The 13,928-nt window shown below is 53.6% G+C and carries 15 protein-coding genes; 8 read left to right on the forward strand and 7 right to left on the reverse strand.

Annotated elements, in window-relative coordinates; all coding sequences use genetic code 11:
* Nucleotides 1-122: 122 nt before the first annotated feature.
* Nucleotides 123-2,585: a filamentous hemagglutinin N-terminal domain-containing protein gene (locus LKE08_RS26470; RefSeq protein ID WP_324707288.1), complete on the reverse strand. Its 2,463-nt coding sequence runs from the start codon at nt 2,583-2,585 to the stop codon at nt 123-125.
* A gap of 408 nt (nt 2,586-2,993) precedes the next feature.
* Between LKE08_RS26470 and LKE08_RS26475 the strand changes: the two genes are divergently transcribed.
* From LKE08_RS26475 to LKE08_RS26490, 4 genes are all read left to right on the forward strand, one after another.
* Nucleotides 2,994-3,158, forward strand: a complete 165-nt coding sequence (locus LKE08_RS26475) for a hypothetical protein (protein ID WP_324707289.1) — start codon at nt 2,994-2,996, stop codon at nt 3,156-3,158.
* An 11-nt stretch (nt 3,159-3,169) separates the two neighbouring features.
* Nucleotides 3,170-3,814 (forward strand): phosphoribosyltransferase, encoded by a 645-nt coding sequence (locus LKE08_RS26480; protein WP_324707290.1) that lies wholly within the window; start codon nt 3,170-3,172, stop codon nt 3,812-3,814.
* Between the two features lie 298 nt (nt 3,815-4,112).
* Nucleotides 4,113-4,343 (forward strand): DUF2281 domain-containing protein, encoded by a 231-nt coding sequence (locus LKE08_RS26485; protein ID WP_324707291.1) that lies wholly within the window; start codon nt 4,113-4,115, stop codon nt 4,341-4,343.
* A complete protein-coding gene (locus tag LKE08_RS26490) occupies nt 4,343-4,579 on the forward strand; it encodes a PIN domain-containing protein (RefSeq protein ID WP_324707292.1) in 237 nt (78 codons plus the stop codon). Before LKE08_RS26485 ends, LKE08_RS26490 begins: the two co-directional genes overlap by 1 nt.
* On the opposite strand, the gene LKE08_RS26495 is transcribed toward LKE08_RS26490, so the two are convergent.
* Together LKE08_RS26495 and LKE08_RS26500 are read right to left on the reverse strand one after the other, a co-directional pair.
* Nucleotides 4,479-4,799 carry a nucleotidyltransferase domain-containing protein gene (locus tag LKE08_RS26495; protein ID WP_324707293.1) on the reverse strand — a complete coding sequence of 107 codons (321 nt, stop codon included), beginning with the start codon at nt 4,797-4,799 and terminating at the stop codon, nt 4,479-4,481. The genes LKE08_RS26490 and LKE08_RS26495 overlap by 101 nt on opposite strands.
* Nucleotides 4,800-5,362: 563 nt before the next feature.
* Nucleotides 5,363-6,298, reverse strand: coding sequence for a DUF1517 domain-containing protein (locus tag LKE08_RS26500; RefSeq protein WP_324707294.1), 936 nt, complete (start codon nt 6,296-6,298; stop codon nt 5,363-5,365).
* Between the two features lie 313 nt (nt 6,299-6,611).
* Between LKE08_RS26500 and LKE08_RS26505 the strand changes: the two genes are divergently transcribed.
* Nucleotides 6,612-7,229 carry a hypothetical protein gene (locus LKE08_RS26505; RefSeq protein ID WP_324707295.1) on the forward strand — a complete coding sequence of 206 codons (618 nt, stop codon included), beginning with the start codon at nt 6,612-6,614 and terminating at the stop codon, nt 7,227-7,229.
* A 134-nt stretch (nt 7,230-7,363) separates the two neighbouring features.
* On the opposite strand, the gene LKE08_RS26510 is transcribed toward LKE08_RS26505, so the two are convergent.
* Nucleotides 7,364-8,068 (reverse strand): uracil-DNA glycosylase, encoded by a 705-nt coding sequence (locus LKE08_RS26510; RefSeq protein WP_324707296.1) that lies wholly within the window; start codon nt 8,066-8,068, stop codon nt 7,364-7,366.
* Between the two features lie 120 nt (nt 8,069-8,188).
* On the opposite strand from LKE08_RS26510, the gene LKE08_RS26515 reads away from it, so the two are divergent.
* Together LKE08_RS26515 and LKE08_RS26520 are read left to right on the forward strand one after the other, a co-directional pair.
* Nucleotides 8,189-8,845 (forward strand): phosphoribosyltransferase family protein, encoded by a 657-nt coding sequence (locus tag LKE08_RS26515; RefSeq protein WP_324707297.1) that lies wholly within the window; start codon nt 8,189-8,191, stop codon nt 8,843-8,845.
* Nucleotides 8,846-9,141: 296 nt separating this feature from the next.
* Complete coding sequence (locus LKE08_RS26520) at nt 9,142-9,414, forward strand: hypothetical protein (RefSeq protein ID WP_324707298.1); 273 nt, start codon at nt 9,142-9,144, stop codon at nt 9,412-9,414.
* 60 nt (nt 9,415-9,474) lie between these two features.
* On the opposite strand, the gene LKE08_RS26525 is transcribed toward LKE08_RS26520, so the two are convergent.
* Nucleotides 9,475-10,164, reverse strand: coding sequence for a GDSL-type esterase/lipase family protein (locus LKE08_RS26525; RefSeq protein WP_324707299.1), 690 nt, complete (start codon nt 10,162-10,164; stop codon nt 9,475-9,477).
* 633 nt (nt 10,165-10,797) lie between these two features.
* Between LKE08_RS26525 and LKE08_RS26530 the strand changes: the two genes are divergently transcribed.
* Complete coding sequence (locus LKE08_RS26530; protein ID WP_324707300.1) at nt 10,798-11,067, forward strand: thylakoid-associated protein; 270 nt, start codon at nt 10,798-10,800, stop codon at nt 11,065-11,067.
* A gap of 176 nt (nt 11,068-11,243) precedes the next feature.
* Here the strand turns inward: LKE08_RS26530 and LKE08_RS26535 are convergent, their stop codons facing one another.
* Nucleotides 11,244-12,335 (reverse strand): class III poly(R)-hydroxyalkanoic acid synthase subunit PhaC, encoded by a 1,092-nt coding sequence (locus LKE08_RS26535; protein WP_324707301.1) that lies wholly within the window; start codon nt 12,333-12,335, stop codon nt 11,244-11,246.
* An 87-nt stretch (nt 12,336-12,422) separates the two neighbouring features.
* Nucleotides 12,423-13,439 carry a class III poly(R)-hydroxyalkanoic acid synthase subunit PhaE gene (phaE, locus tag LKE08_RS26540; RefSeq protein WP_324707302.1) on the reverse strand — a complete coding sequence of 339 codons (1,017 nt, stop codon included), beginning with the start codon at nt 13,437-13,439 and terminating at the stop codon, nt 12,423-12,425.
* Nucleotides 13,440-13,928 lie beyond the last annotated feature (489 nt).

Below are 13,928 nucleotides of genomic sequence, written 5' to 3' on the forward strand. Positions count from 1 at the left end.
GGATAAACCGAGAAACCGGGTTTCTACCAGCATCTCTCATCCCCACAAAAAACCCTCCTAGAAACCCGGTTTCTTCATCCCCACCCAAGGCGGGTCCTTATCAATTATCAATTATCAATTATTCACCACGGACTGCCAATTAAGGTAATATTTCCCCCCTCGACTTCTCCCGCCGCGTCCAAAACTCCGACGGCGACATCCCCCGCAGCTTCCAGCGTCATATTTCCCCCCTCTCCGGCGAGAGCCCCCGAATACAACTCTCCCCCCGTCGTATCGATATTTCCCTCCCGACTGGCAAGGGTGATATTGCCGCCGTTGGGGGGACTCCCTCCCGGCGGCGGCGGTTGTCCCGGTTGCAGGTTTTCGGAGTTCAAATCTCCGTCGCCGACTGTCGCCGACTCCCGGCGGACTCCTAAAGCCCCCGATATAATATCCCCCGTCATCATATCGTCAGTCGCGGTTATTTGAATATCCCCGCCCCGCCCACTCAAAGCAGTAGAATCGATAACCCCTCCCGTCGTATCCACTTCCCCTTCCGCATCGAGGGTAATATTTCCCGTCCTCCCCGCTTCTTCTATCGTCGCCGTCGAAATATTCTCCGCCACCCGCAAATCGCCCCCCGCATTCAGGACGATTTCTCCTCCCCCCGTCGTCGTCAGTCCCGACAACTCATCCGTCACGCCGCCAACCGTCACGTCGCCGACAGCCTGAAAAAATAGCCCCCCCAACCCAGCGGCGGCTTCCAAATTCCCCGCATCAATCCCCAACGGTTCTGAAATCGACCCGATTTGTCCGTCTCCAGCAGTAATAAAACTCGCCCTCCCCGCCTCAATCAAAGGAGTCCCCGCCCCCCGAAAAACGCTGCCGCCGTTGGCGTGGACGGTTAAATCCCCAGTTGTCGTCAAATTGCCCAACTCGATATTTCCGACTTCCCCCAAACCGCCCAACTCGATAAAAATATTCCCTTCCCCGGCATTCAGTCGGGTCCCTTCCGCCTGAAAAATATTTGCCGCCCCCGCTTCGCGGACATTTCCATCCATCTCGTCGCGATTGCCGAATAACGAAATTTCCCCATTCCCGGCGGACGTATCGATATCGGCCTTTAAATTAATACTGCGTCCCGCCCGCAATTCCACCGAAGTCTCGACAACAATATCGCCCTCGACAGTAATATCGTTGTCGGCATCCAAAATAATATTGCCCTCGGATTCCGCCAGACTATTTGTACTAACGATACTATCGCCTTCCCGAGTCGTTTCACCCTCGCCCCCTTCCACAACCGTCAAATTTCTCGGGTCGAGTAATAGCGTCCCCGGTTCTCCCGAGATTCCCCCGACATTCACACTCCCCAAAAACTGCAAGTTCCCTTCGCCCGACACTTCCACAAACCCGCCATTGATTCCCATCGCCGTTGCGGTTCCCGAAAAATAAGTATTTCCGTCCGACCAAATGACAATATCCCCGCCATCTCCGGTTATCGAATTTGCGGATAGGACGGAAAGACCGTCAATGGTCGTCGTCCGAGAGTTGGGAAAATCCCCATTTCCGCGATAACCGCCGCCGACGTAAATACTGCCCCCGCCGTCGGTTCCCGATGCCGAAATTTCGCCATCGACAACGGCGACCGCTTCGCCAAAAATACCCACGGTTCCGCCCGTCCCGCTTTCCGTTTCCGCCGTCGAAAGGGTTCCGGATGCGATCGCACTTCCGGCCCGATTCGGTACTGTCGTCTCGGAATGACCAAGAACGATTTCGCCGTTGGTATTGACGCTGACGGTATTCGCGTTGACGGTATCATCCCCCGCCAACAGTTGCGGAAAATCCAAAGGTGTGATAGGATAATGGTGAGTGCTTTCCGACGGCAGGGCGGAGATTTCCAAGCTCAAAAGTTGTCCGACGTGGGAAATGCGAACCCGACTCTCTCCGGGGACGGCCGCGATGGTAATATTACCCCCCGAAACCGACAGATTTCCGGTATTGATGACCGTTCCACCCAGCAGGGTCAAATTGTGTCCGGCATCTAAGGTCAAATTGCCCTGGTTGACGATCGCCCCCGGCCGGTCGATCGCGAATAAATACCCGCTGGGAGTCCCCACAAAACTGCGATAATTATTATCGGCGATCGCGTCAAACCAGTTATTCCCAAATTCGATACCCGTGGCGGTGGTGACGGTAAAATCGCCCGGGACATTCAAACGGGCGTTGGGGCCGAAAACAATACCAGCCGGATTCATCAAAAATAGGTTGGAATTGCCCCCTGTCACCTGAATCAAACCGTGGATAATCGAAGCATCCCCGCCCACGACCCGACCCAAAATATTGCGAATTTCGGGATTCGATAAAAAGTTGGCGACCTGCCCTTCCGAGAGTCCGAATTGTTGGAAACTGTGAAACAAATTCTGACCGTCCCCGGCGAGGGAACCGCCCCGGATGTCGAACTGATTTCCTTGTACATCGACAACCGTTCCCGTCCCGTCTGCGGCGGGGGTGACGGGTTGAGTTTGGGCAATCGCGGGAAATAAAATAACCGCCATTGTCGCGTCACAAATCAGCCCCAGACTCAATTTCAGCCAACTGCTTTTCATCGATTTATCTCCTGGTTTTCCGAACCGCAACGCACCCAAAATATCAAAATTATTTACAATTCTTTAAACAAAATCAAAATTGTTTGTGCTATAATAGTGGCAATTTTAATTCTGTCGGGAGTGATCGCTTCTCCACCATTTTCCCATCTGCCCGGAACAAATATACCATCGTCTGTCTTTCAAATTGACGAGTTTTACAGCCGATTTGATATTTCAATATCGGCAATATTCCTTTCAACCATGCTAACAAAATTGTGTCGGCAATTGGGCATTGGGTCGTTGCGATCGCCCGTCGCCACCGAAAAACTCTTCCCCAAGCCAGACGAAAACCGGAGGCGGTGGGAGGCAAAATAGACAAAGATCCGATACCCGCGACGGCGGGATATCGAGAAGAATTGAGGAACAGTTATGGCTCAAGAGCAGACCCGAGAGCAAAATCGCGAAGTCGAGCCGCAACAGCCGGAAGCCGAAGCCTGGAAGGATATCGCCATCAGCCCCACCACCGATCCCCAGGACTTTCTGGGGGAAGATCCCGAAGAAGCGATTCCCTCCAAAACTGACGACGAAGAATAGGAGGAACCACCATGATATTCCGCGATCGAATTGAAGCGGGCCGCCGCCTGGGACGGGAGTTGAGATCCACCTACGGGAACAACCCCGACGCGGTGGCGTTGGGACTGCCCCGGGGAGGTGTCCCCGTCGCCTACGAAGTCGCCCAAATCCTCGATGTCCCCCTGGACGTGCTTTTAGTCCGAAAATTGGGGGTTCCCGGCCATTCAGAATTAGCGATGGGGGCGATCGCATCCGGCGACGTCCGCTACCTGAACCCGCAGATTGTCAGGAGTTTGAGGTTATCCCGGGGGGCGATCGAAACAGTCGCCGAAGCCGAAACGCGGGAGCTCCACCGCCGCGAGCAACTGTACCGGGGCGACAGGCCCCCCCTCAACGTCACGGACAAAATCGCCATCATCATCGACGACGGTTTGGCGACGGGGGCGACGATGCGGGTGGCCATCCAAGCCCTGCGGCAGCAGCAACCCCGAGAAATCGTGGTGGCGGTCCCGGTGGCGGCGGTGGAAACCTGCGACGAGTTGCAGGATGTGGCCGATCGCGTTTTCTGTACTGAAACGCCCCACCCGTTTTTGTCCGTCGGTTTGTGGTACAACAATTTCTCCCAAACGTCGGATGAGGAAGTGTGTCAACTGCTGAAAGAAAAGTGTCCGGCTTAGGATTTTCAACTGTCGGGGCGATCGCATTATAAACCCGATTGAGAGAATGCGATCGCCCTTCATAACAATTTACATTTTACCCATTGGGAAATGGAATAGAATTTGATAGGCTAAAGTATATTTCAATTTGGGCGGGGAAGAAACCCGGTTTCTCGGTCGAGCGTTCGGCTGCTAATTCACTCAGTCTATTTCAGGAGTCGCCAGATGTCCAGATTGCGGGTTATGCAGTACCAAGCGGAAGTCGAAAAACTCATTCGCGACGGGTGATGTTTTTGGTTAAAAATCAGGAGGGAAAACGATGACTGTTGATGCGGCGATCGAGCAAACCTTATCCCAGATGCCGGAAGAACTCAAGCGAGAGGTTTTGAACTACGCCACCTACTTGCTATCCAAGTACGGCGATCGCAAGACTTCCGAGAATAGCACCGGCAAAAAACGACGTTCTGGCATTTTGCAGGGGATGTTTGTTTTACCATTACCCGACGATTTTGACGAACCCCTGGAAGATTTTCAGGATTATATGTGGTGATGGCTTTTCTATTAGATACTCACACATTTATCTGGCTCACAGCTAATAGTCCCAGCCTGCCAGAAACTTTGAGAGAGACAATTGATACAGCAGAAACGGTCTATCTCAGTATTGCCAGCCTGTGGGAAATTGCCATCAAGCTACAATTGGGTAAGCTATCGCTCCACCAAGATTATGAACTGATTGGCGCAGAATTTCGATCGCCTTCCGAGAAACGATATCGACTTCACGCTTGAGAATCATTGCAAGCTGATTTTCAATTTCTTCTAAATCGAACAAGCTGACCTTGGCTTCGGGGTCAAATGTCACCAAAAAATCGATATCGCTTTCATCTGTAAAGTCATCTCGCAACACGGAACCGAATAGATCTAATTTTTGAATTTTCCAGTTTTGGCAAAATTCTTTGATGGTTTCCAGGCTGATGCCCAAACGTTGTTCGATCGCGTCGATATTCATCGCAGTACGGATCATCCTGATAGATATAGATGAAAGGGGGCGATCGCATTATAAACCCGATTGAGAGAATGCGATCGCCCGTATATTTTAGCGTTGGTCAGAGTCGGAAATCGAGGGTGGAGAGAAATGGGGTGCGATCGTCTCCGGGATAATGGCCAGTGTCCAGAGCTAAAACGTAGCGTTTTGTAAAGCTGAAAAGACAACCTGCTTAACATTTCTCAAAAAATCCCCGATCGCCTCGGATAATAAGAAACCGGGTTTCTATGAGAGTTGATGGGTTGCCATGAAATATCCTTCGAGAAACCCGGTTTCTACGCCTCACCCGACACTGATAAGAAACCGGGTTTCTATGAGAGTTAATGGGTTGCCATGAAAGATCCTTCTAGAAACCCGGTTTCTACCCCCCACCCGACACTGATAAGAAACCGGGTTTCTATGAGAGTTGATGGGTTGCGATGAAAGATCCTTCTAGAAACCCGGTTTCTACCCCCCACCGACTAAACTTATGCAGTCAAAAAAAATCCCCGATCGCCTCGGGGAAATTACAAACTATCGAGTGAAAATTACACCAATCTCAGATTGGGATAGTAAGCCAAAACATCGTCGCTGCTGAGGGTGTCGCCGCTGGCTTGGGGAGTCCAGAGCACCTCCACCGCCAACAACTGTTCGCTGCCGACGGAACCCAGACGGCCGATCGCAACTCGCAGGTCTTGGGAACTCTCAATTTTGGGCAAATCCAACTGCCCCAACGTACCCACAACCAACGTGACGATAATATATTCGCCGGGATTTTCCGGGGTGTCTTGGGGGACGATCGCGCCCTCCGTTTCCCCGCCGCCGATGCGTTGATTGTTGACGTTGGAGAGGGTTTCTTCGGTGAACTTACTCCGCTCCGCGATCGCCAATTGATTGAACTTAGCCTCCGCCGAATTCAACCGCATTTGGTCGGAAGTGCTGGCACCGTACACCCAATATTCCGGGTGGCGTAACAGTGCCAAAGTCGCCTCCTGCAACACCTGGGCGCGACCTTCCGCCGACCCCGTGTCCGCCGTGGCGGCGAGGCGATCGAGATCCGCCTGCAAGCCGCGACCTTCAGCTAACAAACCGACCTGAACTTGGGCGATCGAAACCTTCGGATTGGTGACTTCCGCCTCCTGGACGCCCTCGCCGACGGCCCGGAAACTTCTAATAATAAAGTTGGCGATCGCGATCACGATCAGGATCGAAAAGATCCCGCCGAACCCGCCGAATCCGAAGAACGGAAGCAAAAACGGAAATCCGAATCCGCGGCCGCCGTAGTATCCGCCGCCGCCCGGAGCCGACCGGGGAGACGGGGCAAACGTGCGACTCGGGGCGCGGAACGAACCGCCGCCGATGCGACCCCCACTCCGGGCCGCCAAAGCGTTATCCGCGTGGCCGAATCCCAGTGCGAGAATCAGGGCGATCGCGATCAGGGGTTTAAAAAAGGGTTTGACAATTGCAAACAGTTTTTTGAGCATAAATTATCCTATCTCTCCTCGGAACCGGAACTCTCTCCAGTCCGTCATTTCAGAATCGGGAAGGGACAAGATCTGACAATTGTCAATTGTCAATTATCAATTATCAACTGCTCTCCCACCCCAATTCTTATCTATACTGTAACGTCTTGAGGGCAATCGCTTAAAGGCGCCGGAGTGTCGGGAATTCCCCCAAATTGGCGAAACATCCGTACCTTCTCGGTTAAATCTGGGGAACCATCCCGGCCCGGTTGCCAAAACCATTCAAATCGATGATAAAATCCCATCCTGGCTCGATCGCTTGTCAGCCTCCCGAATGTTTGATCTCCAATCCCTGCAAATTTCGAGCCGAGTCGCGACAGTCCTCGGGAGTCTGTGGCTGACCCTGGGAATCGCCGGTCCCGACTGGCCGCAACGGACGCCCCCGGAACCGGTGATCGCACCCCCTCCAGAACAACTCGCCCAAACCGGCAACTGTCCCACCGAATTGGACACCCTGACCGCCGAATTAGTCAAAGATTTACCCGCCTACGCCAACCGCGTCATCCAGCGATCGCCCCCCGCAACCGACCCGCGAGATCCCGGCACCACCGTCATCTTCGCCACCGCACCCCCCCCAGAACCCCTCCCCATCGCCCCCAATTTACCCCCCTCAGACGACCTCCACCGAGCCTTCATCGCCACCCGGGAGCGATTTTATCAAAACAGTCGTGCGATCGCCTTTCACCGCTACCACTGGCTCTTTCTGCGCCGCACCCCCGACGGCTGGGAACTGGTGAAACTGTACTCCCAATCCGACCCCTACCCCGGATACCAACTCTTCCCCCAACCCTGGGACAGCAGCAAAAGCGCGATCGCACAAGCGATCCGTCTGTGGTTGAGAGACTGTGAGGGAGTCGGGAGTAGGGAGTGGGGAGTCGGGAGTAGGGAATAGGGAATAGGGAATAGGGAAGAGAATTTGTCGGGGCAACCGAGTTTTTAGAAACCGGGTTTCTACCCCAATCTCTCATTCTCCCCCAAATTCCCCTAGAAACCCAGTTTCCAGTCTTAATTATTAATTATTGATTGTTAATTGTTAATTGATTCAAGTCGTTTCCGCACCTCCTGAATGTCCTGCCACATCAGCCATTTGGGTTTGCCCGGTTCCTTGGACGGGTTCCGCAACAGGTAGGCGGGGTGGAAAATCGGCATACAGTCCCGGCCCTCCCACTTCATCCACTGGCCGCGAATTTTGGTGATGCCGCGCTTGTCCCCCAGCAGGGATTTCACCGCCGTCGCCCCAGTGAGGAGGATAATTTTCGGGTCGATGAGGCGGATCTGTTCCAACAGATAGGGCTTGCAGGCTTCCAGTTCCCCCGCCGACGGGGTGCGGTTGCCGGGGGGGCGGCAGCGGATGGCGTTGGAGATGTAAACTTCGCGATCGGTGCTCAGTTTGACGGACTCCAAAATTTTATCCAAGAGTTGCCCCGACTTGCCCACGAAGGGGAGCCCCTGTTCGTCTTCATTCTGTCCCGGGGCTTCGCCGATAATCATGATCGGGGCGTTCGGGTTGCCCCGGCCGATGACGGCGTGGGTGCGGTTTTGGCCGAGTTCGCAGCGATCGCATCGATTGCAGTGCTCGGAAATTTGTTCCATCGTCTGATAGGTTCCCGGCGGGATGGGAACTTTGGCATCCGTGGGAATCCGTTCCGGGTCGAAATCCGGGACGGCGGGGGGGGACGAATCGATAGGGGAGAGATCGAATAGATTCAGTTGTTGGTCGTCGTCGGACATGGAAGAAATTGTAGATTGTAGGGGCGCAAGGCTTGCGCCCAGGTATGATCGCAAACAGTTGCGGGTCGCATCCACAACAGCCATTATAGAGGTGATGGGACTGCGGAGGGCGAGCCGATCATGTTCCCCAACCCCCTATTTCGCGATCGCACCCACGCCGGCGAAGAACTGGCCGAAGTGATCGCCGCAGATTTGGAAAAATTGCAGATGGCCTCCCTGGCCTCCCCCCTGGTGTACGCCCTGCCGCGCGGCGGTTTGCCCGTCGCCGAACCCGTCGCCCGCCGTCTGGGCTGTCCCCTGAGCGTGGTGGTTGCCAAAAAAATTACTCTGCCGGAAAATCCGGAATTGGCCTTGGGGGCCGTGACGTCGGACGGCTATGTGCTTTGGTCTGACCGCCGCCCCGGCAGTTTTTCCGACCAGCACTCGATCCTCCGCCACGCCCACATCAAAGCCCAGAACCAATGGCAGCAGTTCGCCACTTACTGTCCCCCGGTCGCGATCGCCGATCGCCTGATTTTGCTGGTGGATGACGGTATCGCCACGGGGATGACAGTAGAAGTGGCTGTGGGTGCCGTGCGATCGCAAAAACCGGCGGCGATCTGGATCTGCGTCCCCGTCGCCCCCTTCGAGGTCCTCCCGTCTGTAAGGGAATATTGCGATCGCCTCATCGTTTTGGAGACGCCACATATTTTTCTCAGCGTCAGCCGCTTTTACGAGGAATTCCCCCAGGTGGAGACATCCGAGGCGATCGAATGTCTGAAACGGCAAAACAATTAACAATTAACAATTAATAATTGATTTTCTCCTCCGCTTCCTCCGCTTCCTCTGCCTCCTCCGCTTCCTCTGCCCCTTTTCGGTTTTCACCACTTGCGACGGGGGGGATCTGCTATTCAATTCCGGGAAGGGTTGGTATAATTACCTAGAGACGAGACAGAACTGACCTTCAACTTTTCTCCGGCCGACGATCTCGGACCCTTCGCGATCGCCCCAGGATGCGGACCGTTGGCCAGTCCACCGGAAGCCGTCGCGATCCGTCCGGCTTCTCGCCCCATTCATTTAGCGGTTAATTGATCATGAGTAAGATTTGGTTTGAAGACTACCAACAGCAATGGCAAGATTGGCAAAATCAGTGGATCGACGCCTGGAAAAATAGCATCCCGGACGTCAAGGATCTCCCCGACGCTTCGGAAATGTTCGGAAAGGCGTTGGAAGCTCAAGAAGAAGCGGTGAAAGCCAGCTTCAAGATCCAACAAGATGCGATCGACACAGCTACCAACCTGCAAAAGCAGTGGTCGAATACTTATTTCGATACGATGAAACAAATGCCGTTGGTCGCCAACAAATAGGGAATCGCTGGGGGCGGTCAAAAAATCGCCCCGACTTCCCACTCCTTACTCCCGACTCCCTCAACCCAATTCGGCGATCGGTTCCCAATTTTGCACTTCTTCAAATAGGGTTTGATAGCCCTGGACGTTGGGGTGCAGGCCGTCGGAGCACAGTTGTGATCGCACCCAATCTTCTCCCCGGGCAATCCAGCGATCGAAAATATCTAAATAGGGAATATCCCGCACTGCACAGGCCAGCCGCGTTGCTTCTTTATAGGCATATTGGTCGGCGTGGTTGTAATACATACAACCCAAGAAGGGCATCTGTTTTTCGTCAATGGGGGTCATGCCGACGAAAATCACCGGACACAAACTTTGGGCGAGATCGAGGAGGTTGGCCATCTGGATGCGGAAGGCGTTAAAATCCGTGAGCGCGCGCCCGTCGGGCCGTCTCAGGCGAGGCGTATCGTTCACCCCGACAGACAAAATGATCAAATCGGGGAGACGGTTCCGCAGTTCCCCCCGCTGGCGAAATTCCTGTTCGAGTCGCTGGCTCACCTGGGCCACGCCGTTTCCCCGAATTCCCAAATTGTAGAGGGCGTGTCCGGGGCGATCGGGAGACATCCACTGCCGTCGCAACCGTTCGACCCAGCCTCCGCCGACCGGATCTCCAAATCCGTAGATCAAACTGTCCCCCAAGGCGATAATTCTCCGGGGTTGGACTTTCTGTTGGACTGCTGCAAATTTTGGGGTGGCAAGTGCTGGCATCATGCGACGCTTTGAACCTCACTATATCGACATCTCTCCACGGAGCCCCGAGGGTGTATTCCTGGGCGGGTGATGAAATCAGAATCCGCTGACAAGGCGCCTAAGTCGCCGTTACTATAAGCCTAGCATAACAAATCTTAATAAAAAAGTTCTTGGTGAACGCCCGCCTCTCAGATTGGCGGCAGTTTTGTATAGAAAATCACAATTCAAACCGATGGCGGAGAAGTCCGACAGAAGGGGATTCCGACCGGGTGCGATCGCGGATCTTCGCCACGGTTGCTTCCTGTAAATTACCGTTGAGTTAATCCCAGGTAAAATTGAGCTTAACGAATTTCGGTGTCCCGGGCAACGGCGGATTCGGAAGGGTGGAAATCGGCCGTTTTTTCGGAACCGCGATCGCGCCGTGGATTTGAGATGAATCAGGATGAGATTTTGTAACAAAACTTACCGTCCGCAATCCGGGGAAAATCCGACGAAATTTCCGGCCAAACCCGAGAATTGCGATCGCCATCAACCCCGGTTTGAGCTTATAATGGTAACGAACTCAAATCCGAGTTTTGTCCGGTCGGGAGTGACCCGCCGCCTCACTTCCGCCCCGTCCTCAAAAGTGATGGGGAACTTAGCGGTTATAGGAATATGGATACCAAACTATTTGAAGATTACCAAAAGCAAATGATGGACTTCCAGAAAAAGTGGTTCGACACTTGGATGGAGAGTTTCCCCAACTTAAAAGATGCTTCCCCCCTCTCGGAAAGCTTCGAGCAAACCTTGAAAATGCAAGAGGAAATGGTCAACTCCTACCTCGACACCCAAAAGCAGACCAACCAAATGATGTTGGATGCTCAAAAGCAACTGTGGAGCGAATATTTCAAAACCATGAAAAAAAATGTAGCCAGTGTCAGTTAATTTCCGCCCCCCATTAACCCCGTTCTCAAACAACAATATCCTCCCCTCCCCCGGGCGTTCATTCTCGGGGGTTTTTTTTGGGGGAGTCGGGAGAAGGGGGAAATCAATTAATAATTATCAATGATCAATGATCAATGATCAATGATCAATGATCAATTCTTTCCCCCCACCCGGATTCAACGCGCTTTCAGCCAATCCACAATCGTCGGGGGTAGATCCCGCTGCACCTTGCCGCTGACGTACATTCCGATGTGGCCGACGGGGAAGGATTGGGCGGTGTAATCATCGCTGGCGATGTAGTTTTCCAAAGCCAGGGAAGACGACGGCGGGACGAGGTGATCCTTTTCCGCGTAGAGATTGAGGACGGGCATGGTAATATTGCTCAAATCCACCGAGCGATCGCCGAGCATCACCTCCCCTTTGATCAGCTTGTTGTCCTGATAGAAATCCTTGAGGAACTGGCGGTAGGTTTCCCCGGCCTGGTCGGGACTGTCAAAAATCCACTTTTCCATCCGCAGGAAGTTCAGCAACTTATCGCGGCTGCCCATAATTTCGGGCAGGTCGAGGTATTTTTGATATCCCAGTTGCAAGGGTTTGAGCATCAGGAACTCGATATTGAGATAATCGCCGGGAATATTTCCGAGCGCATCTACCATAAGGTCGATATCCACCGCCTCCGCCCCCAGAGTGCAGCCGCCCCGGGCGTTGAGGAGGGTGTTGGGCATCTCAAAATCCACCGGCGCCACCATCGTCACCAGGTTTTTCACCTTTTCCGGATGCAGGGAAGAATAGCAGAGACTGAAAGTTCCCCCCTGGCAGACGCCGAGCAGGTTGATGGCGTCCAGGTCGTGGCGATCGCGGATAAAATCGACGCAATTATCGATGTAACCGTTGATATAATCATCCAGGGTCAGCCAGCGATCGCTGCGGGTGGGATATCCCCAATCGATCAGATAGACGTCCAACCCCAACTTCAGCAAATTCGCCACCAGAGACCGGCCCTCCTGCAGGTCTACCATAAAGGGGCGGTTCACCAAAGCGTAAACGATCAGCAGCGGCACCGGAAAGGGATTTTCCACCTTCGATTCAAAGCGGTAGAGCGTCACCTTATCTTCCTGGTAGACCGCCTCCCGGGGGGTGACGCCGACAACGATATCCTCCTCCTTCAAGCTGGTGAGGTTGTCCATCCCGTGGACGATCTTTTCCGTCAGGTCGGTGTATTCCTGGGTCAGGTCTTCCAGACCCATCTGCAATGCAAACGGCAGCATGGCTTGATGTCCTCCAAGCAAAAACAAATTGAACTCGACAATAAATTGAGTCAGGTCAATGAGGGAAAGATTCGGAATTTTTTTCTCTCAACTCGAACTCGCCACCTCTCCGGATTCGGAATCCGACGTATTCGCCAATTGTTTTTTCAGAGATTTCACCTCTTTGCGAAGTTCGTAAATGGTCTTGTGCATTTCGTCGATTTCGCTGCGGAGGGGCAAATTCAGCGATCCCATCCAAATTTCCATCAACTTTTGCTGCTCGACGCGGTAGGCGTTGAGGGAATTGATGAACCGGCCGCGAATTTTGAGCTGATCTTCCGAGCAGAAAGTTTCCTCGAAAACATCGTCGATGGTGACGCTCCACAACTGCTGAAACTGCCGCCAGCTTTCGACTTTTTCCCCCTTGCTGGCGCGGGAGGCCAGTTCTTCCATCAACTTCCCGAAGGCGCGAACCTGGATATCGGCGAGGACGACCTGATAATCGTTGCTGGCCCGGTAGAAGTCAGTCCAGGCTTGGAAGTGGCGGAGCACGGCGCCGTTCAACTCCCGACTTACCCCCAGCATCGGACTCTGGAGAACGGTGCCGAAGGTGGGTTGATAGAGTTGGTCCCAATAGAGGTTGTTGAGTTCAATGAGGGCCTCGCTTTTTCCCATCATCGCCGAGCTGAAGGGGACCGTCGCGGCGCCGGTGTAGTTCATCCAGGTCTGGCCAAACTTCTGCATCTGTCCGACGTAGAGTTTCCATAACCCCGTCGTGCTTTCGGTTAATTTGCGCGGGCCGGCGGCGAAGTCTTCGATTTGTTGGCGGACCTGTCGGGAGTAGTTGTCGAGGGTTTCCTGCCAGTTAGCACCGGATTCGACTTGGGGTAAAAGATCTTTCCAGGCTTCAAAGGAGAACTGCAGGAAGTGCATCAATGCGGCTTGATTTTGTGCCATCTGGCCGGCGGCGAACCCCGATGCCGACTGGCCGTTTTCGTCCGTCCCCGAGGTGAGGGAGGCGTTCATGGTGTCGAACCAGCCTTTCCAAATTTCCGTCCCCGTCTGCGTCCAGGTTTTGACCCATTGATTGGCCATGTCGCTCCAGGGATTGGTTTCATTTTCCATTGTCCGGACCTCTCGTGTGGCTGACGTGAAAATTTTATTGCACTCGCGGTGATAACTGTCGTTTTCCGATCGCATCTTTATTCTTGTGCCCCGAGTGGCAAGGTAGCTCAATTGTACTGTCGCCGAAAATCGGTATACGGCAATACCAGAAAGATTTTATTTTTTTTCGACGGGCATTTGTAGATCGGAGTTGAACCCCCCGCCCCGGAAAAATCGGGCGACACCCTCTCCGCCTCCCCGGCGGGGAAATCTTAAGTTTTGCTAAAAGTGTCGGGGGGGGGGTTGAGTCCATCTCTGAAATTCTATACAATAATAAAGGATTGCAAAAGACGAGCCTTTACCGAAAAGAATGAGGGTTCGTAACAATTTCCAGTCGGGTTCAAAACTGACGGAAATTGTCGGGTAACGAGCCGGGTCAGCACCCCCGGCTGAAGCACGGGGGCTTCGTGCCCTCCCCTTCAGGTAGCTGACCAGCTATCGCCTTAACTG

Source organism: Lyngbya sp. CCY1209 (assembly GCF_035615495.1).
Classification (GTDB): Bacteria; Cyanobacteriota; Cyanobacteriia; order Cyanobacteriales; family Microcoleaceae; genus Limnospira.

Bases quoted from the DNA above. Each gene is read 5' to 3' on its own strand.
- LKE08_RS26470 (WP_324707288.1), bottom strand. From the start codon at position 2,585: ATGAAAAGCAGTTGGCTGAAATTGAGTCTGGGGCTGATTTGTGACGCG.
- LKE08_RS26475 (WP_324707289.1), top strand. From the start codon at position 2,994: ATGGCTCAAGAGCAGACCCGAGAGCAAAATCGCGAAGTCGAGCCGCAA.
- LKE08_RS26480 (WP_324707290.1), top strand. From the start codon at position 3,170: ATGATATTCCGCGATCGAATTGAAGCGGGCCGCCGCCTGGGACGGGAG.
- LKE08_RS26485 (WP_324707291.1), top strand. From the start codon at position 4,113: ATGACTGTTGATGCGGCGATCGAGCAAACCTTATCCCAGATGCCGGAA.
- LKE08_RS26490 (WP_324707292.1), top strand. From the start codon at position 4,343: ATGGCTTTTCTATTAGATACTCACACATTTATCTGGCTCACAGCTAAT.
- LKE08_RS26495 (WP_324707293.1), bottom strand. From the start codon at position 4,799: ATGAATATCGACGCGATCGAACAACGTTTGGGCATCAGCCTGGAAACC.
- LKE08_RS26500 (WP_324707294.1), bottom strand. From the start codon at position 6,298: ATGCTCAAAAAACTGTTTGCAATTGTCAAACCCTTTTTTAAACCCCTG.
- LKE08_RS26505 (WP_324707295.1), top strand. From the start codon at position 6,612: ATGTTTGATCTCCAATCCCTGCAAATTTCGAGCCGAGTCGCGACAGTC.
- LKE08_RS26510 (WP_324707296.1), bottom strand. From the start codon at position 8,068: ATGTCCGACGACGACCAACAACTGAATCTATTCGATCTCTCCCCTATC.
- LKE08_RS26515 (WP_324707297.1), top strand. From the start codon at position 8,189: ATGTTCCCCAACCCCCTATTTCGCGATCGCACCCACGCCGGCGAAGAA.
- LKE08_RS26520 (WP_324707298.1), top strand. From the start codon at position 9,142: ATGAGTAAGATTTGGTTTGAAGACTACCAACAGCAATGGCAAGATTGG.
- LKE08_RS26525 (WP_324707299.1), bottom strand. From the start codon at position 10,164: ATGATGCCAGCACTTGCCACCCCAAAATTTGCAGCAGTCCAACAGAAA.
- LKE08_RS26530 (WP_324707300.1), top strand. From the start codon at position 10,798: ATGGATACCAAACTATTTGAAGATTACCAAAAGCAAATGATGGACTTC.
- LKE08_RS26535 (WP_324707301.1), bottom strand. From the start codon at position 12,335: ATGCTGCCGTTTGCATTGCAGATGGGTCTGGAAGACCTGACCCAGGAA.
- phaE (WP_324707302.1), bottom strand. From the start codon at position 13,439: ATGGAAAATGAAACCAATCCCTGGAGCGACATGGCCAATCAATGGGTC.